Source organism: Arcicella rosea, assembly GCF_040543805.1.
Lineage (GTDB): Bacteria > Bacteroidota > Bacteroidia > Cytophagales > Spirosomataceae > Arcicella > Arcicella rosea.
The window spans coordinates 19,319-41,329 of sequence record NZ_JBEUMS010000028.1 but is presented as its reverse complement, the minus strand read 5'-3'; the positions used below and the strand labels follow the sequence as shown (position 1 = coordinate 41,329).

Sequence of the window (22,011 nt, the reverse complement as noted above, 5' to 3'; positions counted from 1 at the left end):
ATTTGAAGACAGAATTTCACAAGTTGATTTATTGAGTTAGGGGGCTAGCCCCCTAACTCAATAAATCAAATGACACAGTTTAATGAACACTCCCATCAAACAATCAAAATTCATTCTTAAAATCTTTGTGCTTTTTTATTAAACGTTACTGTGTCTAACTGCATTGCTACTATTAGCTCCTGCGCTTAAGGTACGAGCAACTGCATTGCTACTATTAACTCCTGCACTGACGGGATAAGCAACTGCATTGATACTATTGCCTCCTGCACTGATGGGATAAGCAACTGCATTTATAATATTAGCTCCTGCACTGATGGGATAAGCAACTGCATTTATAATATTAGCTCCTGCACTGACGGGATAAGCAACTGCATTTATACTATTGCCTCCTGCACTGACGGGATGAGCAACTGCATTGATACTATTAGCTCCTGCACTGGCGGGATAAGCAACTGCATTGATACTATTAGCTCCTGCACTGACGGGATAAGCCATCGCACGGACGGGATAAGCCATCGCACGGACGGAATAAGCTATCGCACGGACGGAATAGGCCATCGCACGGACGGGACAAGCCATCGCACGGACGGAATAAGCAATCGCAAGAACGGGATAAGCTATCGCATTGTTGAGATAGCTTATCGCATTGGTAATTTTGTGCTTTGTTTAGAAACTATATTTAAGGCGGAGGGAGATATTTCTGCCTAAATCGTCTGTAAAGTATCTAAATCTGTTAAGATATTCTCGGTAGGCTACATTAAAGATGTTGCTAACGCTGAGTCCGACGTTTACTTTTTTAATGCTGATACCTGCATCTGCTTTCCAAAGACTATATGCGGGCGGAGGTGCTAGGAAATCGCTATTTGCCTCTACACGAGTTTGTTTTGCCACTAATGAATTGCTGATACTGATAAATGCACCATGCTTTTTGAAGTCGTATTTTAAAGTACTTTCTAGTCGGTCGCTAGGAATGTTCACCATGTATTGATTATTCAGCACATCTTTCGCCCTAACCATCGAGTATTTCTCAGTAATCGCTATTTTTTCGGTAATTTGATAGCTTGCAGAGAGGTCAAGCCCAGCAAATCGGGCATTAACCTGAGTATAATCAAAAGCAGGGAATGCTCCACGTACAGTAAGCACGGTTTGCAAAACACCATTCTCTGAACGAGGTTTCAGATAGATAAAATCATCAATAAAATTCAGATAAGGACTTACTTCAAGATTGAATTTATCGCTAGTATAGTTTGCCGTAAAGTTTAGATTATGGGCTACTTCTGGTTGTAGGTTGATATTTCCTTTCTCATAAGCTGCCGCTCCGTGGTGAATCCCATCTGAAAACAATTCATTCATATTGGGCGCACGCCAAGCCAAAGCTGCATTGAATTTAAAGTCGAAATGTTCGTTTAAAGTATAAGTCGTTCCCGCAGTAGCCGAGAAATTATTGAAGTCAAACGAATTGTTATAAGCTTGATTATTAAAAGTAAGTCCGTAAGCCTGTGCATTTCTGAAATCATAGCGTAATCCCGTTTCAAATTCCCAACGGTTTTTCAAATAACGCTCAATGATAAACAAACCACCCGTACTTACTTGGTAATTAGGAATCAGTACGGTGTTGACTAAAGGCTTTTTGAGTTCGTAAGAGGAGGAAAGGTTTTCTTGATACATCCCACTGATACCAATAGAGCCTGCAATTTTGTTGAAAAGCGGTTTATGTTCCAACATTAACTCGCCTGTATAAGTAGTTAACTTAAAATTAAGGGTATTAAGGTTACGATTTCCTCTAGGAACGTCATACTCTAAACGCCAATCATATTGACGAGCCAGCGTAAGTGTAAATTTCCCCAAGTTATCCACAATTGCAAAACTTTTAAGCTTTAATAAATGGTGGGCAAGGTCTTGATTAGGGCGATTAATAGTATAACTAAGTTCGGCAGGCGTATAAGCTTCGTTAGGTTGGGGGTTATTGATAGCGTTTTGTAAGTCTGTTGTGTTACCAATATGCGAACCAGCGAAAATACCCAGTTGTGTATCGAAATAACTAAAGAACATTTCTGTACCATAATGTATTTTATTGTAACCAAGCGCTACCGAAAAGTTTCTTTCTTGTACGCCAGTGTTCGCCATGTAATAATTAGCGGTCTTTAAGTCTCCACCACGCTTATAAGTACCTTGTACTCGCCAAGAAAAACCTTTGATGGCAGACAAACCACCTTCTGCAATACCAGAAACCACGCCCATTCTTCCATTAAGGAATCCAGCAGTATTGATTTCTCCATGAATATTCACAGAATCGGGGAGAGGAGCGGGCTCAACCATGATTACTCCTGCAATAGCATCAGAACCATAACGTACACCTGCTGCACCTTTGATAACAGTCAGCTTTTTAGCCACAAATGGGTCAATCTCAGGAGCGTGTTCGCTTCCCCATTGTTGTCCTTCCTGACGAATACCATTATTAAGAATCAAAACACGGTTAGAGTGCATTCCATGAATGATAGGTTTTGAAATAGAACTTCCCGTTTGCAAAGTTGTTACGCCCGTAATGCCTTTTAAGGATTCGCCAAGATTTTGTCCACGAGTTTGGTCGAGTGCTTCACCTTCTAAAGTCCCTTTTGCTTGGGTAACATTCTCCATTTTCTTGCCACTAACCACTACTTCTTGCAAATGTTCGTCTTTGTCTTCCAAAGAAAAATCTTCTTCATGTTCATTACTCAGGTTCACAGGGATTTCAACCTTTTGGAAACCAACAGCTTGACAAATCAATATGTATTTTCCTTGACAAAGGTTTTTGAAAGCGTATTTCCCTTTGGCATCTGCAAAGGTTGAAATGTTTGTGCCTTTAATATAAATAACTGCACCTGGCACTACTTGATGAATATCCTTTTCGTGAACAACACCTTTAAGAGAACAATTGCAATTTGAAGATTGTGCATTGGCTGAAAACCAAGTAAATACCAATAACGTAAATATGTGATAAATGCTTTTCATGAATGATGATGAAGATTGAGGACGCAATTTACTGATAATTTGTAAATGGATTTCAATAATTGCAACATTATTGCATTAAAAATGAAGAGTGTTTTTAATAATAGGAAAATGAATGTTAAATAACATCTTGTTAAACATTCAACAAAAGGCTTATTTTGTTTATATTATTTTATAATAAGTTAAACAAAATATTTGAGTTGCTAAAAACCTCTTTAAATAGCCTATAAAGCAATTTTTAATATTATTTAAACCTTTTTGTTAATGTTTTTATCAATAAATATTGAAAATAAATAAATTTAATTGATAAAACATTTGCTTTTTTGTTTAACTATATAATATATTTGTTAAACAAAATCAACAAATAGAAACTATGACAGCCCTCGAATTCACATATCATATCGGAAAAGTATCTAAATCGTTAAAGCCATTTGCCATGAAGCTCACTAGAGACTATGAAGAAGCGAATGATTTACTCCAAGATACTTTGTTGAAAGCATTTACAAACAGAGATAAATATACAGAAGGTACTAACCTGAAAGCATGGTTATATACTATCATGAAAAATACTTTCATCACCAATTATCAGAGAATGGTGAGAAAAAATACTTTCATTGATACTTCAGATAACTTGCATTATATCAATTCAATGGAAAGTAGCACGGATAATTTAGCCATCAGTGCATTTGCCATGAATGATATTAACCGTGCAGTTTCGGCTTTAGAAGATGCTTACAAAACACCTTTTATGATGTACTTCAGAGGGTTTAAATATCATGAAATTGCAGATAAACTAGATATTCCAATTGGTACTGTGAAGAATAGAATTCACATTGCTCGTAAAGAGTTGAAAGACAAATTACACATGTATGCGAATTAGTTTTTAGTTGATTGCTTGAGTTACGCTTCATCATTGCAAAAAAGAACTCTAATCAACTAAATCAATATTGTGTTTTCGATAGATTATGAAGACGCAATTGATTAGTTTTTTGGTTAACAGAAGAATGTCACAAAAGGTCGAGCAATTGTTCGACTTTTTTGTTAGGCTCATTTCCTTTTAAAAAAAGCACAAATCAAAACCAATCAAACAAATCAGGATTATCTTTGTTAGAGTTAGAAGTTAAGATAGTATTTGAGTTTTTATAATACTTAATAATATTGTGGCGTAAGCATTTAATGAAATTCCACTGTTTGAGCGGAGCGAGTTTGGAATTTCTTGATTTTCTTTTGCGGTCCGCCGCTGCGGTTACTTTTCTTTCATCAAGGAAAGAAAAGTAAGGTCTAAGACAAGGAGAAGTAGCCTTTCTGTATAATTGTTTTAACATGTTCTAAATAAGGAAACGTATAAATATCCTTCGGGGAAATTTTTCAATGAAAGTAATAGTAATAGGTTCAGGCTTTTCGGGATTATCAGTAGCAACAAGCTTAGCAGACAAAGGATACGAAGTAACTATTTTAGAGAAAAATAGTGTAGCAGGAGGTAGAGCAAGGGTTTTTCAAGCAGAGGGATTTACTTTTGATATGGGACCAAGTTGGTACTGGATGCCAGATGTTTTTGATAATTACTTTGCCAAGTTTAATAAAAAGACTTCCGATTATTATGATTTAGTGCGCCTTGATCCTTCATATTCAGTCATCCTTGAAGGCAACGAAACCATTAATTTACCAGCAAGTATTGATAAATTAGGAGATTTATTTGAAAGTATGGAAGCTGGAAGTAAGGCAAAGTTTCAGGAATTCTTGCGTCAGGCTGAATACAAATATGATGTTGGAATTAATCAATTTGTTTGGAAGCCATCAACGAGTATTACAGAATTTTTAAGTTTGAAATTGCTTTATGATGTGGTTCGTTTAGATGTTTTTCAATCCTTTGCTTCACATATCAGGAAGTTTTTCAAAGATGAAAAAATCCTAAAAATGATGGAGTTCCCGATTTTGTTTTTAGGAGCTACGCCAGAGAATACTCCAGCCATGTATAGTTTAATGAATTATGCAGAAATGAAGTTAGGTACTTGGTATCCGATGGGTGGCATGTTTAAAATTGTGGAAGGCATGGTGAAATTGGCGGAGGAAAAAGGCGTAAAAATACTCTTGAATCAAAATGTACAAAAGATAGAAGTAATAGATGGTTCAGCAAAAAAAGTAATTACGAATCAAGGTGAATTTATGGCTGATGTAATTGTAGCAAGTGCAGATTATCATCATGTTGAAGATAAATTATTGGGAGAAGAGTACCGCAATTATGATGAAGAGTATTGGAAGAAAAGAGTAATGGCGCCTTCTTCCTTGTTATTCTATTTAGGAATCAATAAACGAATTCCTAAATTATTACATCATAATTTGTTCTTTGATGAAGATTTCAAAGTACATGCGCATGAAATTTATACAGCCCCACAATGGCCTTCAAAACCATTGTTTTATGCTTCAGCACCCACAAAAACGGATGAAAGCATTGCGCCAGAAGGTTGTGAGAATGTGTTTTTACTAATTCCAGTCGCTCCAGATTTGGAGGATTCGGAAGAAACTCGTGAGAAATATTATCATATCATCATGGAACGTTTAGAAAAATACTGTGGCGTTTCTATTCGTGATGCAGTAGTTTTTAAAAGAAGTTATGCTCACAGTGATTTCAAAGCTGACTATAATGCTTTCAGAGGAAATGCTTATGGTTTAGCCAATACCTTGATGCAAACCGCTCTTTTGAAACCAAGTTTGAAAAGTAAAAAAGTGAAAAACCTATTTTATACAGGTCAATTAACAGTTCCTGGTCCTGGCGTACCGCCATCATTAATTTCAGGATTGGTCGTTGCCGAAGAAGTAAACAAAGCCTTTAGTATTTAAACCGCAATTATAATTGATAGTAATGAACCACATGGATTTATTTACAAAGACAACACTAGAATGCAGTAAGCTGATTACTGAAAATTATAGTACGTCTTTTACTTTAGGGATTAAAACGCTAGATAAACGTTTTCATCTGCCGATTTATGCCATTTATGGTTTTGTTCGTTACGCTGATGAAATTGTAGATACCTTTCATGGCTTTGATAAAAAGACCTTATTAAGTCGTTTTAAGGCAGAAACTTATTTAGCCATTGAAGAAGGAATTAGTTTAAATCCAGTTTTGCATGCCTTTCAATTAATGGTGAATCAATATAAAATTGATCATGAATTGATTGAAGCCTTCTTGCATTCGATGGAAATGGATTTATATTTTGCAGATTATAATCAAGACGGTTACGAACAATACATTTACGGTTCGGCAGAAGTAGTAGGATTAATGTGCCTAAGAATTTTCTGCGAAGGCGATGCTGAAATGTACGATAGATTGAAAGACGATGCACGACGTTTAGGTTCTGCCTTTCAGAAAGTAAATTTCTTGAGAGATATTAAATCTGATTTTCAAGAAAGAGGTCGTACTTATTTCCCCAATGTTGATTTTCAAAACTTTACTTTAGAAGATAAAAAGAGTATTGAAGATGACATTCAGGCAGATTTTGATGCTGCCCTTCGTGGAATCATCGCCTTGCCGCAAGGTGCTAAAGCAGGAGTATATTTGGCTTATAGATATTATTTGAGACTTTTCGATAAAATAAAAATTTGTCCAGCTTCCAAAATTCAGAACGAAAGAATCAGGGTACCCGATTTCCAGAAGATATTATTATTAGCCAGTACTTATTTCCAAGTAAGGCTCAACACGCTTTAACTAGTAGATATTACTAATAACTACGCCACTTGTTCGTTAAGGATGAGTGGCTTTTTTGTAACATTAATTTTTGTTTGTTAATCTTATAATATTTGTAAATTTGAAATCATTAATAGTAAAAGCTATTCTGTAGTTTATCTATTAGCACTCTTATGAAAAAAATAAAAGGTTTTTGTTTAGTCTTCTTATTGACAAATCTAATTTTCCTTGAAGCGTTTGCACAACGCCAAGTAATTTTTGATATGCCCAATAAAGCCTTGGCGATTGGAAGAGAAATAGAAATCTTTGAGGATAAAACTGCTTCATTAACGTTTGATGAAGTAAGTAAACGTCCTGATATTGGTGCATATTTTAGAAGAAGTTTACAGATAAACCCTAATTTTGGTGTTACTTCTTCGGTGATTTGGGCAAGAATAACCTTGCAAAATAGAACCTCTCAGAATTTATACCTTGAAATTGCCGAGGCTACCATTGATAGTATTGCTTTTTATAAAATTGATGCAGAAAAAAAAGTATCTTATTTGAAGTCAGGAACTTATGTGCCAATTCGACAAAGAGATGTTGAAACAAATTTTTATTTATTAGACCTCAATTTAGCACCTCAAGAAGCCAGTACTTATTATATTCGTTTTCAAAGCTCATTGCCTTTGTTGTTTCCACTCAGAGTTGCTCCTTTAAAAGTATATTTTGAAGATAATCATCCTAAAGACATTATGCAGGGTATTTATATCGGTATTATGCTTGTGATGGCGATTTTTAATTTCTTTATTTTTTTTACTGTCCGCACAAAAGTGTACTTATATTATGTGATTTACGTATTGTCGTTCGCTAGTTTTTTTGCTTACAATAAAGGTTTTATCAATGAGTTTATTTGGCCAAATGCTGTTTGGTTTAATCGGTTTGGTCCTATTTCTATTTCGCTGGGTATATCTTTTGGTTTATTGTTTGCCAATAGTTTTTTGAATGTAGAAAGGTATCTACCTATTTCTGACAAAATTGCGAAGGTATTAATCATATTGGTATTCATTTTAGTGACGACATATTGGTTTGGTTTGGGTAGAACAAGTATTATTTTACTGAATGCTGTTGCTTTTGTCATTGTGGTTTATGTATTGGTCATTGCTACTTATATCTGGATGAAAGGTTCTGAAGAAGCTTTATTCTTTTTAGGTGCTTGGTCGATTATGTTAGTCAGTGCCTTGATTTTTATCATGCAACTTTCTAATATTTTACCGAGTGATTATTTCACCAGAAATGCACTACAAGTTGGTTCAGCTTTGGAAGTTGTTATGCTCTCTTTTGCTTTGGCACATAGAATTAATAAAGACAGAAAAGAAAAAGAAAAATATCAAGCAGAAGTAATTCATCAATTGCAAGCCAATGACCAAATGCGTAATCGTATTGCTCGTGATTTACATGATGATATTGGTTCAACATTAAGTAGTATTGGTATTTTGAGTCAAGTTGTTGAAACACAGATTGATAAAAAAGATTCTTCTTTGAAAAAACTTGTAGGGAGAATCAGTGAAAGTTCACAAAATGTACAACGCTCATTAAGTGATATAGTTTGGACGACCAAACAGACTGAAGAAAGCTTGGATAGTGTAATTGTCAAAATGAAAGAGTTCACTGCCGAAATGCTAGAACCTAAAAATATTGATTATACTTTCAGTGTTTCAGACATAAGTTGTATCCAATTTTCACCTTTGAAACAGTATAATATCTATCTCATTTTCAAAGAAGCAGTGAATAATAGTGTTAAATATGCGCAAGCAAGTAATGTTGAAATTGCTATTTTTTTCACCGAAGAATACTTTACAATTATCGTGAAAGATAATGGAATTGGGTTTGATGAGGGCAATGTTAAGCAAGGAAATGGCTTAAATAATATGCAAGAAAGAGCATTGGCTATGAATGGGAAGATCCAAATTCTGACAAAACCACAGAAAGGGACTTTGATTGAACTAAAAGTGCCGCTCAATTCAAAATAGGATTTAATGAGCGTTTCTTTTTTGATAAATTGTATTATTGCTATTTTTTCTTTTTAATATCATATTAATTGCTTCGTTTTTATCTTTCTAAATATACTTCTATTCATTGATTTACAATCATTTATCTTTTTTATGGCTAATCTAGCCCTTCAATTTATTTCTTTGTTATTTTTTCATGTGAATAGCATTTTTCTAAGATAATATCCTTACCTTTGCACCCTAAAATGTAAATTTGAAAATCAGATAGTTTGAAGATTATAATTCTTACAATTTCGTTTTCAAATTAATTCATCGCACGGGCGAGCCCGTTTCAAATTTTCAAATTGAAATCATGCAAAGTATTCGTAACATTGCCATCATTGCTCACGTTGACCACGGTAAAACTACCCTCGTTGATAAAATTATCCATGCTTCAAAGTTATTTCGTGATAACCAAGAGTTCGGAGAATTAATTCTTGACAACAACGACTTGGAGCGTGAACGTGGTATCACTATCGTTTCTAAAAACGTATCTGTTCGCTATAAAGGCGTAAAAATTAATATCATTGATACTCCTGGTCACTCTGACTTTGGAGGTGAAGTAGAAAGAGTATTGAAATTGGCTGATGGTGTTTGCCTTTTGGTGGATGCTTTTGAAGGTCCAATGCCTCAAACTCGTTTCGTATTGTCAAAAGCGATTCAATTAGGATTGAAACCAATCGTAATTATTAATAAAGTTGATAAAGAAAACTGTCGTCCTGACGAAGTACACGAACAAGTTTTCGATTTAATGTTCAACTTAGAAGCTACTGAAGACCAATTAGACTTCCCTACATTATACGGTTCGTCTAAACAAGGTTGGATGAGTACTGACTGGAAACGTAAAACTGAAGATATTACAGAATTACTAGATGTAATCATCAATACTATTCCTCCAGCACCAGAAAACGAAGGTATTCCTCAAATGCAGATTACATCTTTAGATTATTCTTCATTCGTTGGTCGTATCGCTATCGGTCGTGTTCACCGTGGAACTTTCAAAGAAGGTATGCAAGTAGCTTTAATGAAAGCAGATGGTTCTGTAAAAAGAATGAAAATCAAAGAACTTCAAGTATTTGAAGGACTTGGAAGAGTAAAAGTATCGGAAGTAAGTGCTGGTGAAATTTGTGCAATGATGGGTATCGAAGATTTTGAAATTGGTGATACTGTTACTGACTACGAAACACCAGAAGCATTACCAAGAATCTCGATTGATGAACCAACAATGAACATGTTGTTTACCATCAATAACTCACCATTCTTTGGTAAAGAAGGTAAATTTGTAACGTCTCGTCACTTACGTGATCGTCTTTTCAAAGAAACTGAGAAAAACTTAGCCTTGAAAGTTGTTACTACTGATTCTGAAGATAAATTCTTAGTATTTGGTCGTGGTATTCTTCACTTATCTGTATTAATCGAAACGATGCGTCGTGAAGGTTATGAATTACAAGTAGGTCAGCCACAAGTAATTTTCAAAGAAGGTGAAAACGGCGAACGTTTAGAACCAGTTGAAACTTTAGTAGTTGACGTTCCAGACGAATCAGCAGGTAAAGTAATTGAATTAGCAACGCAAGGTAAAGGTGAGTTGTTGATTATGGAACCTAAAGGTGACTTACAACACTTAGAATTCAACATTCCTTCACGTGGATTGATTGGTATGCGTTCTAAAGTATTGACAGCTACTTATGGTGAAGCTATCATGGCACACCGTTTCAAAGCTTATGAGCCTTATAAAGGAACTATCCCTGGTCGTATCAACGGTTCATTGATTTCTATGAACTCAGGTGTTGTTACTCCTTATGCAGTAGATAAATTACAAGACAGAGGTGTTTTCTTTATCGACCCAACTGAAGAAGTTTATGCAGGTATGGTAGTTGGAGAGCACAACCGTCAAAATGATATTGAAGTGAACCTTCAAAATGCGAAACAATTGACTAACATGCGTGCTTCTGGTACAGACACAAACGTTAAAATTGCTCCGAAAATCCAATTCTCTTTAGAAGAATCTATGGAATACATCCAAAAAGATGAATACCTAGAGGTTACTCCAAAGTCGATTCGTATGCGTAAAATTTACTTGGATCCAAGTATGCGTAAACGTATGGAACAAAAAGCTGACTAGTACAAAAAACAAAACCCCTCTGATTCAAGTCGGAGGGGTTGTTTATGTTACCACTAATTGCTTTATTATTTGTACTTATATAGACATGGTACTTTTAATAAAGGTTGTTTGGTAAATGAAAAAAACTTTTATTTTTCTTAAAATAGCATCTGCAACACTACTGAGTCTTCATTTCTTTATTTCATTTTGTTATATATTCTCCCATTCACTTCTTGTTATTAAGCTTTTCTGGTATTGATTTCAATTGTGGAATAGAATTAGCTATTCTAATAAGATACTATTCTTTTATCACTAGACAGTGAAGAAAGAGCTATTCCTTTATTTTGAAATAAATAAACAAGTGTAGTAGTTAATATTAATAATAGGTCAATAAAAAACGGCAGCTGAATTTAATTCAGACTGCCGTTTTTGTTTTATCGAACCCAACCGATATTATTTTTTCTTCGGTTTGTCAGGAAGAATACGGATATCATCAGGGTTTTTAGGATCAATATAGAATCTATATTTAGCTACTGGTCCTACAGGCTTACAATCTCCAGGATTCAAGCGTTGAACTTCGTATTCATAGATTGATGGATTCTTCGGTAATGGAAGATCATCTGGCCATTTCACTTTAGGATTCTCTGTTACGTTTTCGTAGTTAACATAGTTGCTTGCAGGCTTAGTAGATTTCTTACGAGGTACCAATTTCTTAGGTACAGTAGCTACAGCAGGTTTTACTACTTTACGACGAGGTTTTGCTTTCATTGTGTTTGGTGCAGTTGTTCCACCAAATACTTTAAACATATACTGGTCAGTAGTAGGTTTACTAGAAGCTATCATTGCCACTGGTTTAGCTTTGTAACCAAAACTAGCTGCATCAGCTTCTGAGAAAACTTTATTTTGAACTACCGACTGTACTGAATAGTAATAGAAATTACACTCATCTCCGTTTACTAATGCAACATTATCAGGTAATGTTAAGCTAGTATTTTTAGTAGTTTGCTGATAGATTGGAGTATCAGAGCCATCAGCTTTGTAAAGTTTGAATAAGTATTCTTCTTGGTCTGGATTCGGAGAATTACTTTTCCATTTGAATACAGGTTTTTCTGAAGATTTATAGTCGTACATTTTACCATTTTCACCCAATAAGGTTGGTGCATAAGCAACAATTGGAGCTGGAGGAGGAGGTAATAAAGTATAAACAGTTTTGCCATTGTCTTCTCCGAAAGTATGAGATAAAGCAAGCCCAAAGTTATAACCACCATGAGTACTTACATCTTCCTTCGTTAAAGTTTTGGTAGATCCTTGAGAAACGTCTTCACCTACAGTAGTAAATGGTGTTTCTGTAATGAAGCCTTGTGCATTAAGACCTAACGCCCAAGTTTTGGCAATTTTGTAGGTTACATCAAGAGCAATACTTGCTCCAAGCTTATTTTTTGAAGCAGAAGAGTTCATTCTGAAAATTAATGATTGTGCACCAAAATTTCCATCTTGTAAATAAGCGCCAAAACGTGGAGCCGAAGTATTGAATAAACCACCACGAGCATCAACGTTGACATTGAATTTTTTACCGATAGGAATATCTAAAGATGGACCAATCAATAAATAAAAGTCTTCAAGGCTTGATACTTTGTCATATAATACCGCAGATGCTGGCAAGTTGTCAGGAAGTTTACCTGATAATTTTAATGCTTCAATATTTTTGTAAATTCTTCCATCAGGTCCACTATAGTCATCACCTACCTGAAAGAATTGATAACCTCCAGTGATACCGATACCAATTATACCCCATTGACGAGTAACAGAAAGCGAGTTAAACGCACCCGGTTTCAAGAACATCGTTATATCTTTTCCATTTACAGTATTCCCTACAGGAATCGTAATACCTACTCTATCTGTAATTTTCCAATAGCGCTTACCTTGTACTGCTTTTAAAACATTGCTGTTTTTGTAAAAAGCAGAATCAAGATAATATCCATCTGCAACCGTTTTTACAACTTGACCATTTGAATAAGTCGTTGTTGTAATTCCATTGTCTGTGATTGTACTTACAATCGTTGGTTTAGTACTTGAGGTTTTAGAGTCTTGAGCAAATGATGGACTGCTCAATGCTAGACAAGTAAGTAAACCCAAACCGATTTGAGTTGACTTGTTTTGCAAAAGACTTCTCTTTGAAAAAATCTGTTTCATAACTTGTTTGATTTAAGTATAAATGATGGGGTACTGAAATAGATTTATTAGAAATAATCAATATAAAATTTATAAGTAAAAGTACCTCTTTTTAAGCAAATAATTAGTGATATTCTCTGAAAAAAGCACTTATTTTGAAAAAAAGCATACCGAATTTTATTTTAACTGTTTTAGATACTAATAAATCTTAAATTTGTACATTATTTAAATTTACTCGGGTTATACGTCATCACTATTTTCTCTCTAAAGCTAAAAAATCACATTATTTTTTTTGTAATTAAATGAGTTTTAAAAGTGTGGAAATGGTGTTTGTTTATATCCTTTTGTAACTAAAAAAAAAGCTTAAAAAACCATGCCAGTAAATAACGAAATCAAAAGAATTACTACACATATCTTACAAGAAATGAAAAATAGGGGTGAAAAAATCTCTTGCTTAACTGCTTACGACTATTCGATGGCTCGTATTGTAGATGCTGCAGGGGTTGATTTAATCCTCGTGGGTGATTCGGCTTCTAATGTAATGGCTGGTCATGAAACTACTTTGCCTATTACACTCGACCAAATGATTTATCATGCTAATTCGGTAGTGAAAGCAGTGAAAAGAGCCCTCGTTGTAGTTGATATTCCTTTTGGTTCTTATCAAGGGAATTCTACAGAAGCACTTCGATCTGCCATCAGAATTATGAAAGAATCGGGTGGTCATGCTGTGAAAATGGAAGGTGGTTCTGAAATTAAAGAGTCAATAATCAGAGTGTTAAGTGCAGGAATTCCAGTGATGGGTCATTTAGGCTTAACTCCCCAATCAATATATAAATTTGGCACTTATAGTGTAAGAGCAAAAGAAGATGTTGAAGCAAATAAATTAATTGAAGATGCACAAATGTTGGATGAAATTGGTGCTTTTGGTGTTGTACTTGAAAAAATACCTTCTAGTCTGACTAAAAAAGTATCTGAAAGTATTTCGATTCCAACGGTTGGGATTGGTGCCGGGCCTGATGCTGATGGACAAATTTTGGTTATTCATGATATGCTAGGTATTAATAAGGAGTTTAAACCGAGATTTTTGAGAAGATATGCTGATTTAGACGGTATTATGAATGAGGCAATTTCTCAATATATTCAAGATGTGAAATCACTTGATTTCCCGAATGAAAAAGAAAGTTATTAATTAATAAAAATCGAGTTGTAACAGTATTGGCTCGTAAAATAAACATAAAAATGAAAGACTTTCACGTAGTTTATGAAGACAATCATATTATAATTGTCAATAAAAGGGCTGGAATTTTAGTGCAGGGGGATTCTACTGGTGATAGAACATTAACAGATGCGGTTAAAGAATATATCAAAAAAGAATACAACAAACCGGGAGATGTATTTTTACATCCAGTTCATCGTCTTGACAGACCTGTAAGTGGTTTAGTAATTTTTGCTAGAACCTCTAAAGGCTTGGAGAGAATGATGGAATTGTTCAGAAAAAGGGATATTCAAAAAACCTATTGGGCAATTGTAAGACGCAAACCTAAAGATGCTAAAGGAAAATTAGTGCATTGGATTGTGAAAGATGAGGCTAAAAACGTAGTAACAGCTCATGAAGTAGAAGTAAAGGGCTCGCAAAAGGCGGAACTTAACTATAAAGTTTTAGGGGAAATCAATAAACATTTTTTGATTGAAGTTGAACCCATTACTGGCAGACCTCACCAGATTCGAGTTCAACTTGCTTCAATGGGTTGTCCAATTCGTGGAGACTTAAAATATGGTTTTGACCGCCCTAATGCTGATGCAAGTATTAATTTACATGCAAGAAGAGTCTATTTTATTCATCCAATTAAGAAAGAGCCTATTATTTGTAAGGCTGCAGTTCCAGCAAATGCTTTCTGGGAAGAGTTCTTAGAACTTGATCCAGATGATTTCAAACAAAAGAATCTGGATTTTCTTCATGAATAAGTGGATGATGAGAAACATCATTTGAAATTTGTTCGAAGAGGTCGCTCATTGAATGCTTAACACCTTGAAGTATCCCCGATACAATGCTAAGAGGAAGAATTAATGGCAAAAATATAAGCCATTGTAAAATCATGAATTGATTAAATTTTTTCATTGTATTATTTATATTATTGATAGTGGTTGGTTATTGCTAATTGTGTTGTAAAAATATTAATTATTCTTAATATATCAACATTTTTTACTTTGAAAATATTACAATAAAATAATATTTTTTCTGTCAATATATCAAAAAGGCTCATGATTATTCAAAATCATGAGCCTTTTGTCTTTAAACTTTTGAAAAGTAAGTTGTTAACTTTATCAATAAAAATAGCCCTAGCTAAAACTAGGGCTATTTTTATTTCACTAAATCCATCAATGTGTTGGCTTCTAAAACGGCTAGATTGGCATCTCTCCATTTTTCCATAACATTTCTTAATGAACAACTTTCCTCATCTCCACAGTCATCACATTTTCCGTAGAAATGCAATGAAACACATAAAGTTGGTGAAATTGGACCATCGATGATACGAATGATTTTAGCAAAACTTACTTGGTCTGGTGGAATTCTCAAATAATAGCCTCCGCCTTTTCCTTTTTGGCTTTGTAAAAGCCCATGATTGCGTAATTCAAGGAGGATTGCTTCTAAAAATTTCTTAGGAATATTTTCTGATTCAGCAATATTTGAAATAAGTAATGGCCCTTTTTCATACTCACGAGCTAGTACTTTTAAGGCTTTCAAAGCATATTTAGCTTTTTTAGAAATCATAATGATGAAGTTTTAATTTTTTGCTTCGTCCATAAAATACTTGTAATGAAACATTTTATGCCTGCACTTTTTAGTGAAAAGCTAATATTATATCTACTAAGTTCAGGAATTCCATTCGATTGATAGACAAAAGTACATAAATTATCATAATTTATAATACGATTGATAATTCATAGAAACCAAATAATTTTGAGGGGCTCTCGAAAAATATAAATAATATCATAAAATAGTTATATGCTTTTATTTGTTTTTCGGAAAATGAGGCTGATTGCTTTTATTTTCAAGCATTCATGAAAATTTTTCACAATACTTTTTCTGAGAAAATCCACAGTTTTTATTCGATAGTGTGAATTTTGAGTCAAATTGGGGATTTTTTTGTACAGATTTCTGCAATAGATGTGTAGCAGCTTTTTGAAATTTATATAGATAGAACAAAACCCACAAACTAGAAGTCTGTGGGTTTGTGTATCACACTACCTTTATTTTACTAAGTTTTTATTGAAATGTTGGAAATGGATCTGTGAATTTCCCTCTCTTTTCCATCAACATGATTTCATCTTCTGTACAAATACACGTTTCTAATTCTTCAATGATGGTTTCTTTATCTAAATCCTGACCGATAATTACCAATTCGTTTACTCTATCGCCAAATCGCTCATCCCAACGTTGCATGATGATTTCTTGATTTTCTTTCCAAGCAGGATACCATATTCTTTCCCAAGATGGTACTCCTGCCCACCAAGTACCTGCTGAATCTGCTCGTACAGAACCACCAGCTTGTCCCCAATTGAGTGCATCTTTTGGTCGTGAAGCAATCCAGAATAAACCTTTTGAACGGATAATTCCTCCATGCCAATAATTATTAATATAATTCCAGAATCTTTCTGGATGAAAAGGACGGGCATCTCTGAAAACAAACGAGCTAATGCCATACTCTTCGCTTTCGGGTGTATGCTTTGCTTTATTTAATTCTTCTATCCATCCGCTTGAAGTAGAAGCTTCTTCAAAGTCAAACATGCCAGTATTCAGAATTTCAATTGGGTTTATTTTTCCAAATGACGATTGGAGTACTTTCGCATTTGGGTTCAATTTTTGAATAATTGCTTTTAATTCCCCAAGTTTCTGCTGGTCAAGTAAATCGGTTTTGTTCAGCACGATTACGTTGGCAAATTCAATTTGGTCTGTCAGAAGATTCACGATTGCTCTAGCATCACTTGGGTCTTCATCATTCATTCCACGTGTCCAAACGGTATCAATTGAACCAAAGTCTTTCGCAAAATTGAAACAATCAACTACGGTTACCATTGTGTCAAGTCTTGAGAATTTAGATAAATCAATACCATTTGCTTCATCTACATAACTAAATGTTTGCGCAATTGGCAGAGGTTCGGAAATACCTGTCGATTCAATCAAAAGATAATCAAAGCGATTTTCTTTGGCTAAACGTTCTACCTCTTGCATCAAATCTTCACGAAGTGTGCAGCAAATGCAGCCGTTAGACATTTCGACCAACTTTTCTTCGGTTCTTGATAAAGTATTTTCTTGTTTTACCAATTGGGCATCTACATTGATTTCACTCATATCATTTACAATGACGGCAACCTTCAGGTTTTCTTTATTGTGTAAGATATGGTTGAGTAAAGATGTTTTTCCTGCGCCTAAAAAACCGCTTAGGACTGTAACTGGGAGTTTTTTATGTGACATTTCTTGCAATTTCTAAGGTTGACTAAATGAGTGATAATTAAAGCAATTGACGAAAAATAGCCTACTAGATTCAAGTACTTGAAATCTTCTTCGAACAAAATGGAGCAGGCAAAAAGTACGAAGAAGCTCCAAAAGGCAATAGTTATTTTGGAAGAAGTAGCTTCTTTAGTCGTGAAATAAACAGCGATGAAACAAATTGTTAGGAATAAGTAATCCCAATAATGGATTCCTTCATGAGATGAAATATCCATTTTGGTTTCATAAAATGTTTTAACGAACATCACAATCGGTGTGGCTAAACAATGCACAAGGCAGATTCCTGAACCTGCTATGCCTAAGTAATCGTAAAGATATTTTGAGATTGAATTTTTCATATTTGCAACAATGTTGCAAATATAGAAGGAAGATTTTTATTTTCGCAACAATAGTGCAAAAATATTCAGAACAAATATTATCTTTGCAACAGTATTGCAATTATATGAAAATCAACAGATATGAAATTGACAAAAAGATTACTCTTGACGCCAATGATAGCAATGGTTTTGCTTTCGGCTTGCAAAAAAGATGAACCTATCCCACAAGAAGACAATGAAAACTTAACAACGGTAAGTTTGAAATTTACAGAGAATGGCGTTACGAAAACATTTTCGTTCAAAGACCTTGATGGAACTGGAGGAAATGCGCCAACGATTGATAAGATTTCTTTAGAAGCAAATAAGACTTACACTTTAGCAGTAGCGATTTTAGATGAAACAAAATCGCCAGTTGAAAATATTACAGAAGAAATTGACGAACAAAAAGATGAACATTTGTTTGAGTACATTTCTAATCCTACTTCATTATTGACATTTTCTGGGAAAGATAAAGATTCAAGAGGTTATGATGTGGGTTTGACTGCAACAGTTAAAACGTCAGCCGCTGGCACAGGGAAGTTACAAGTTGTACTTCATCACCAACCACCAGTAAATGGTACTCCAGTTAAAAATGGTTCATTTACAGTTGGTAGCACAGATTTTGATGGAACGTTTGACGTGGAGGTTAAGTAGATTTTAAAAGCAAGAAGCAAGAAGCAAGAGACAAGATAAAAGAGAGCTATTATACTTTAGTCTTATTTCTTGTCTCTTGCTTCTTGTCTCTGACTTGACAAAACCTCCTTAAAATTTCAACAAATCTCCTTTTTCAATTCCTTTCCTTTTGCAGTATCCTGCATTTACTTCTAATACATATTTTGCATTTTCGTAGGATGGAATCGCTTCTTCTGAAAATGGAATTCTGTTGGCTTGTATCGTTACGATTTTCTTTTGTTCATCTAAAAACATGATGTCTAGCGGAATAAAAGTATTTTTCATCCAAAAACTTTGTGGTTCATTGTTGGGCATGACGAATAACATGCCACAAGAATCAGGCATCGAACGACGAAACATTAATCCTTGCTCAGTTTCTTTGTCATTATCTGCAATTTCTATTGTTAACTTTTCTTTAATTCTCACAAATTCCAATTCTCCTTCTTTAGTAAAAACTGGTTCAGCAATATCTGTATTTGGACTGGTAATTGCTGTTTCAGTTTCGGTAGAAGGCGTATTGAAATAGCTAATTAAGCTTGAAGAGAAGAAACCACCCAAAAGTAGTACAAGTACTAAAAAGATAATAATTGCTTTTTTCATCGTATATAATTCTGGAAAGTATGTTGTTGAGTAATATTAGATTAATTAATGATTTTAGGATTAGAAAATTTGATTGAAATTTAAGTAATTTTACTTGTTATATATCCAATTTCAACGAAAACGCTTGCCCAATCATTTTATTTTAAAGGCATAAAAATTCTATTTTAACAATACAATTAAACAGATTGGCAGACTAATTTTAACATTAAAACTGTTTATACTTTAACTAACGTTGAAAAAAGCCTCTTTATAGACAAAAGTATTTTTATACTTCAGCCCAAAAGGCATTTCATCTACTTTAAAATGGACATATCCGAAATCATTAAATACTTATCTGATTCTAAAGAAATCATTGGTGCGGGTCTTTTTGCGATTACCTTTGTAGTATATGCCGAAAACGGATTGTTTTTTGCTTTTTTCCTTCCGGGGGATTATCTGCTTTTTTTAACGGGTGTTTTTGTAGGAACAGGCTTCTTGAAATATGCTATCGGAACAGTTTTATTGTACCTTTTTGTGGCGGCTGTTTTGGGCTCATTGACTGGCTTTCTGTTTGGGCGGTTTTTTGGGAGTAATCTCGAAAATAAACCAGATACTTGGTATTTCAAGCAAAAGCATTTGGATTCTACTCGTGATTTTTTTGAAAAGTACGGTAGCCAAGCCTTAATAATTTGTCGATTTTTACCATACATTCGTACTTTTGCGCCAATTTTGGCAGGAATTAGTCGAATGAATTATCCCAAATACCTTTTTTATAATGTCGTTGGCGGAGCCGTTTGGGTGGGTTCTTTAGTAGGTGGCGGTTATTATTTTGGCGTAGAATTCCCTTGGATTATCAATTACGTTCATTACGTCATATTTTTCTTTTTAGCAATTACTACTTTTACAGTGGTAAAAGGGTATCTGAATTTTCGGAATAAATAAAATCTCAGAACGAGATTCTCAATGACAATGCTTACAGATTTTGGTTATATCTTACTTTTTATCATTTCAGCGATAGTTTTTGTTGCTGTAATTTTGTTTCTCGCAAAACTCATTCGTCCTAATCGTCCGAATGAAGAAAAACTCACTACTTATGAATCTGGTGAAGAACCAGACGGAAACGCCAATGTCCGTTTTAACATTCGTTTTTATGTAATCGCCTTGATTTTTATCCTTTTTGATGTAGAACTTATCTTTTTATTTCCTTGGGCAACTGTTTTCGGAAATAAGCGACTAATTGCTGAAACAGATGGTTTGTGGGGTTGGTTTTCGCTGGTCGAAATGTTTGTGTTTGTAGGCGTATTACTCATTGGTTTGGCTTATGCTTGGATAAAAGGACATTTAGATTGGGTGCGCCCTGAAGTAAAAACTACCGAATACGAATCAAAGATTCCAACATCACTTTACGATAAAATCAATCAAAAGTATAGCTAGTAAAATCATTAACATCTTGGAGAATCGTAGAAAAGCCTTCTTTTTTACCATTTATTGTCCTTTTCTAAATGTTGATGGCATGGCGATTTTTCCGTTTGTATTGGTCAAATCAAAAAATCCTCCTGAAGTATTGCTGAATCATGAGCGTATTCATCTTGCTCAACAAATGGAATTATTCATTTTGCCTTTTTATTGTTGGTATTTTTTGGCGTATTGTTGGAACAGATTTAAAGGACAAAATCATCATCAAGCTTACCAAAATATTATTTTTGAAAAGGAAGCTTATGAAAATGACGAAAATCTACAATATTTAACCAGTCGTAAAAAATGGAGTTTTGTAAAGTATAGATAAGATTACCATAAATTTTGCGGACAAAGTACTCGTCGGCGATTGTTCAACATTACGCCAATTACAACTTCATGTGAGCCTCTCGAACGTTCTTTCAAGCCCGATAAAGTAAAGTCGTAAGAGTAACCTAAATTAATTAAGGAGCTGATATTTACGCCTAACAACCCTACAAAAGCATCTTTATGTCTGTAAGAAGTTCCGAACCAAAATCTATCTCGGAAAACAGCTTTCACATTTACATCAAAACTTAAAGGAGCTTGTGCGACTCTTTTGATGAGCGTAGAAGGGATAATCGTCCAATCGTTACTAATTTCTTGTCTGAAACCTGCTGTTAAAAAGTAATGCGGAACGGCGTTTCCAATCCAACTTTGAGTATTGTTGTCTTTATTTTTATAATTAAAGCTGTTGAAAATAAATTGATTCGCCGAAATTCCAACAAAAAAAGTTTTGGAGTATAACCAAGTGCCTACATTCAGATTGGGCTGAATGGCTGTCAGTTTAGAGCCTGCAACAATTACTTGATCTGGGTTGTCTTTTACTTGTACTTTACTAAAATCAACACCATACTGTGAGATTCCACCCGAAAACCCAACAGATAATTTAATTTTATTGGTTACTGGAACATGTAAAGCGTAACTCAGATTCAAACTATTCTGAGTATTTGCTCCTGTTTTATCAGCAACCAAGATAAAGCCAATGCCATGATGAGCTGGTACTTTGGCAGAACCGTTGAAATTATTTGAAAGTGCCATTGGGCGTCGAATAGATTTACTAAAGTTGGGTCTTGCTCCAGTACTTGTAATATCTGTTTTGCCAATTGCTAAATGTGCCGAAACATAATAAGTAAGTGGAGCGCCTTCAAAGTCTGTCCATTGATTTCTGTAACCTGTTTTAATATCTGTATAGTCTTCAATCCCCGAAACGGCTGGGTTGATTAAATAACTGTTCATCATGTATTGACTATACTGTGGTTTGGTTTGTGCAACTGCCCAAAAATGAGCAGTAATCATCAAAAAGACAAGTATAATTTTTTGCATAAGAGCGATGAAGTTCACATTTTAAAATAAAGATAAGAATTAAAGAAGTTTTTTTGGTAATATTCTAATAACAGTCCAACCTTTTTAAAGGATTT

The 22,011-nt window shown here is 34.4% G+C and carries 20 protein-coding genes; 11 read left to right on the top strand and 9 right to left on the bottom strand.

From position 1 onward, the window contains the following. Positions 1 to 138 precede the first annotated feature (138 nt). Both ABID42_RS23670 and ABID42_RS23665 read right to left on the bottom strand, forming a co-directional pair. Complete coding sequence (locus ABID42_RS23670) at positions 139 to 579, bottom strand: hypothetical protein (RefSeq protein WP_367285762.1); 441 nt, start codon at positions 577 to 579, stop codon at positions 139 to 141. A gap of 87 nt (positions 580 to 666) precedes the next feature. Then, positions 667 to 2,991, bottom strand: coding sequence for a TonB-dependent receptor (locus ABID42_RS23665; RefSeq protein ID WP_367285761.1), 2,325 nt, complete (start codon positions 2,989 to 2,991; stop codon positions 667 to 669). A 370-nt stretch (positions 2,992 to 3,361) separates the two neighbouring features. Here ABID42_RS23665 and ABID42_RS23660 point away from each other — a divergent pair, with 370 nt between their 5' ends. Continuing rightward, complete coding sequence (locus ABID42_RS23660) at positions 3,362 to 3,868, top strand: RNA polymerase sigma factor (RefSeq protein ID WP_367285760.1); 507 nt, start codon at positions 3,362 to 3,364, stop codon at positions 3,866 to 3,868. 193 nt (positions 3,869 to 4,061) lie between these two features. Here the strand turns inward: ABID42_RS23660 and ABID42_RS23655 are convergent, their stop codons facing one another. Continuing rightward, positions 4,062 to 4,313: a hypothetical protein gene (locus ABID42_RS23655; RefSeq protein ID WP_367285759.1), complete on the bottom strand. Its 252-nt coding sequence runs from the start codon at positions 4,311 to 4,313 to the stop codon at positions 4,062 to 4,064. A 46-nt stretch (positions 4,314 to 4,359) separates the two neighbouring features. Between ABID42_RS23655 and crtID the strand changes: the two genes are divergently transcribed. From crtID to typA, 4 genes are all read left to right on the top strand, one after another. After that, a complete protein-coding gene (gene crtID / locus ABID42_RS23650; RefSeq protein WP_367285758.1) occupies positions 4,360 to 5,829 on the top strand; it encodes a bifunctional phytoene desaturase/3,4-desaturase in 1,470 nt (489 codons plus the stop codon). Positions 5,830 to 5,851: 22 nt separating this feature from the next. Beyond that, positions 5,852 to 6,694, top strand: coding sequence for a phytoene/squalene synthase family protein (locus tag ABID42_RS23645; protein WP_367285765.1), 843 nt, complete (start codon positions 5,852 to 5,854; stop codon positions 6,692 to 6,694). 152 nt (positions 6,695 to 6,846) lie between these two features. After that, complete coding sequence (locus ABID42_RS23640; protein ID WP_367285757.1) at positions 6,847 to 8,685, top strand: sensor histidine kinase; 1,839 nt, start codon at positions 6,847 to 6,849, stop codon at positions 8,683 to 8,685. Positions 8,686 to 9,016: 331 nt separating this feature from the next. Continuing rightward, a complete protein-coding gene (gene typA, locus ABID42_RS23635; RefSeq protein WP_367285756.1) occupies positions 9,017 to 10,825 on the top strand; it encodes a translational GTPase TypA in 1,809 nt (602 codons plus the stop codon). A gap of 432 nt (positions 10,826 to 11,257) precedes the next feature. Here the strand turns inward: typA and ABID42_RS23630 are convergent, their stop codons facing one another. Continuing rightward, positions 11,258 to 12,967: a hypothetical protein gene (locus ABID42_RS23630; RefSeq protein ID WP_367285755.1), complete on the bottom strand. Its 1,710-nt coding sequence runs from the start codon at positions 12,965 to 12,967 to the stop codon at positions 11,258 to 11,260. A 382-nt stretch (positions 12,968 to 13,349) separates the two neighbouring features. Between ABID42_RS23630 and panB the strand changes: the two genes are divergently transcribed. Next, positions 13,350 to 14,165 (top strand): 3-methyl-2-oxobutanoate hydroxymethyltransferase, encoded by an 816-nt coding sequence (panB, locus tag ABID42_RS23625; RefSeq protein WP_323258716.1) that lies wholly within the window; start codon positions 13,350 to 13,352, stop codon positions 14,163 to 14,165. Positions 14,166 to 14,215: 50 nt separating this feature from the next. Then, positions 14,216 to 14,941 (top strand): RluA family pseudouridine synthase, encoded by a 726-nt coding sequence (locus ABID42_RS23620; protein ID WP_407654152.1) that lies wholly within the window; start codon positions 14,216 to 14,218, stop codon positions 14,939 to 14,941. Positions 14,942 to 15,338: 397 nt separating this feature from the next. On the opposite strand, the gene ABID42_RS23615 is transcribed toward ABID42_RS23620, so the two are convergent. The 3 genes from ABID42_RS23615 to ABID42_RS23605 all read right to left on the bottom strand — a co-directional run bounded on the left by ABID42_RS23615 (position 15,339) and on the right by ABID42_RS23605 (position 17,827). After that, positions 15,339 to 15,749, bottom strand: coding sequence for an RrF2 family transcriptional regulator (locus ABID42_RS23615; RefSeq protein WP_323258715.1), 411 nt, complete (start codon positions 15,747 to 15,749; stop codon positions 15,339 to 15,341). Between the two features lie 495 nt (positions 15,750 to 16,244). After that, positions 16,245 to 17,453 (bottom strand): GTP-binding protein, encoded by a 1,209-nt coding sequence (locus ABID42_RS23610; RefSeq protein ID WP_367285754.1) that lies wholly within the window; start codon positions 17,451 to 17,453, stop codon positions 16,245 to 16,247. Continuing rightward, positions 17,420 to 17,827 (bottom strand): MerC domain-containing protein, encoded by a 408-nt coding sequence (locus ABID42_RS23605; RefSeq protein WP_367285753.1) that lies wholly within the window; start codon positions 17,825 to 17,827, stop codon positions 17,420 to 17,422. Before ABID42_RS23605 ends, ABID42_RS23610 begins: the two co-directional genes overlap by 34 nt. A 120-nt stretch (positions 17,828 to 17,947) precedes the next feature. Between ABID42_RS23605 and ABID42_RS23600 the strand changes: the two genes are divergently transcribed. Continuing rightward, a complete protein-coding gene (locus tag ABID42_RS23600) occupies positions 17,948 to 18,499 on the top strand; it encodes a hypothetical protein (protein ID WP_367285752.1) in 552 nt (183 codons plus the stop codon). Between the two features lie 108 nt (positions 18,500 to 18,607). On the opposite strand, the gene ABID42_RS23595 is transcribed toward ABID42_RS23600, so the two are convergent. Continuing rightward, entirely contained in the window at positions 18,608 to 19,117 is a 510-nt protein-coding gene (locus tag ABID42_RS23595) for a DUF192 domain-containing protein (RefSeq protein WP_367285751.1), read from the bottom strand. A gap of 303 nt (positions 19,118 to 19,420) precedes the next feature. Here ABID42_RS23595 and ABID42_RS23590 point away from each other — a divergent pair, with 303 nt between their 5' ends. Genes ABID42_RS23590 through ABID42_RS23580 form a run of 3 tightly spaced genes read left to right on the top strand, consistent with a single transcriptional unit; the run spans position 19,421 to position 20,882 of the window. Next, positions 19,421 to 20,038 carry a DedA family protein gene (locus tag ABID42_RS23590; protein WP_323258711.1) on the top strand — a complete coding sequence of 206 codons (618 nt, stop codon included), beginning with the start codon at positions 19,421 to 19,423 and terminating at the stop codon, positions 20,036 to 20,038. Between the two features lie 27 nt (positions 20,039 to 20,065). Further along, positions 20,066 to 20,530 carry an NADH-quinone oxidoreductase subunit A gene (locus ABID42_RS23585; RefSeq protein ID WP_367285764.1) on the top strand — a complete coding sequence of 155 codons (465 nt, stop codon included), beginning with the start codon at positions 20,066 to 20,068 and terminating at the stop codon, positions 20,528 to 20,530. A 16-nt stretch (positions 20,531 to 20,546) separates the two neighbouring features. Continuing rightward, complete coding sequence (locus tag ABID42_RS23580; protein WP_367285750.1) at positions 20,547 to 20,882, top strand: hypothetical protein; 336 nt, start codon at positions 20,547 to 20,549, stop codon at positions 20,880 to 20,882. A gap of 2 nt (positions 20,883 to 20,884) precedes the next feature. Here the strand turns inward: ABID42_RS23580 and ABID42_RS23575 are convergent, their stop codons facing one another. After that, positions 20,885 to 21,916, bottom strand: a complete 1,032-nt coding sequence (locus ABID42_RS23575; protein WP_367285749.1) for a PorP/SprF family type IX secretion system membrane protein — start codon at positions 21,914 to 21,916, stop codon at positions 20,885 to 20,887. Positions 21,917 to 22,011: the final 95 nt, after the last annotated feature.

What these genes read in the sequence shown, in the direction of transcription:
- ABID42_RS23670 (WP_367285762.1), bottom strand. Translation starts at nt 579, where the DNA reads ATGGCTTGTCCCGTCCGTGCGATGGCCTATTCCGTCCGTGCGATAGCT.
- ABID42_RS23665 (WP_367285761.1), bottom strand. Translation starts at nt 2,991, where the DNA reads ATGAAAAGCATTTATCACATATTTACGTTATTGGTATTTACTTGGTTT.
- ABID42_RS23660 (WP_367285760.1), top strand. Translation starts at nt 3,362, where the DNA reads ATGACAGCCCTCGAATTCACATATCATATCGGAAAAGTATCTAAATCG.
- ABID42_RS23655 (WP_367285759.1), bottom strand. Translation starts at nt 4,313, where the DNA reads ATGTTAAAACAATTATACAGAAAGGCTACTTCTCCTTGTCTTAGACCT.
- crtID (WP_367285758.1), top strand. Translation starts at nt 4,360, where the DNA reads ATGAAAGTAATAGTAATAGGTTCAGGCTTTTCGGGATTATCAGTAGCA.
- ABID42_RS23645 (WP_367285765.1), top strand. Translation starts at nt 5,852, where the DNA reads ATGAACCACATGGATTTATTTACAAAGACAACACTAGAATGCAGTAAG.
- ABID42_RS23640 (WP_367285757.1), top strand. Translation starts at nt 6,847, where the DNA reads ATGAAAAAAATAAAAGGTTTTTGTTTAGTCTTCTTATTGACAAATCTA.
- typA (WP_367285756.1), top strand. Translation starts at nt 9,017, where the DNA reads ATGCAAAGTATTCGTAACATTGCCATCATTGCTCACGTTGACCACGGT.
- panB (WP_323258716.1), top strand. Translation starts at nt 13,350, where the DNA reads ATGCCAGTAAATAACGAAATCAAAAGAATTACTACACATATCTTACAA.
- ABID42_RS23620 (WP_407654152.1), top strand. Translation starts at nt 14,216, where the DNA reads ATGAAAGACTTTCACGTAGTTTATGAAGACAATCATATTATAATTGTC.
- ABID42_RS23615 (WP_323258715.1), bottom strand. Translation starts at nt 15,749, where the DNA reads ATGATTTCTAAAAAAGCTAAATATGCTTTGAAAGCCTTAAAAGTACTA.
- ABID42_RS23610 (WP_367285754.1), bottom strand. Translation starts at nt 17,453, where the DNA reads ATGTCACATAAAAAACTCCCAGTTACAGTCCTAAGCGGTTTTTTAGGC.
- ABID42_RS23605 (WP_367285753.1), bottom strand. Translation starts at nt 17,827, where the DNA reads ATGAAAAATTCAATCTCAAAATATCTTTACGATTACTTAGGCATAGCA.
- ABID42_RS23600 (WP_367285752.1), top strand. Translation starts at nt 17,948, where the DNA reads ATGAAATTGACAAAAAGATTACTCTTGACGCCAATGATAGCAATGGTT.
- ABID42_RS23595 (WP_367285751.1), bottom strand. Translation starts at nt 19,117, where the DNA reads ATGAAAAAAGCAATTATTATCTTTTTAGTACTTGTACTACTTTTGGGT.
- ABID42_RS23590 (WP_323258711.1), top strand. Translation starts at nt 19,421, where the DNA reads ATGGACATATCCGAAATCATTAAATACTTATCTGATTCTAAAGAAATC.
- ABID42_RS23585 (WP_367285764.1), top strand. Translation starts at nt 20,066, where the DNA reads ATGCTTACAGATTTTGGTTATATCTTACTTTTTATCATTTCAGCGATA.
- ABID42_RS23575 (WP_367285749.1), bottom strand. Translation starts at nt 21,916, where the DNA reads ATGCAAAAAATTATACTTGTCTTTTTGATGATTACTGCTCATTTTTGG.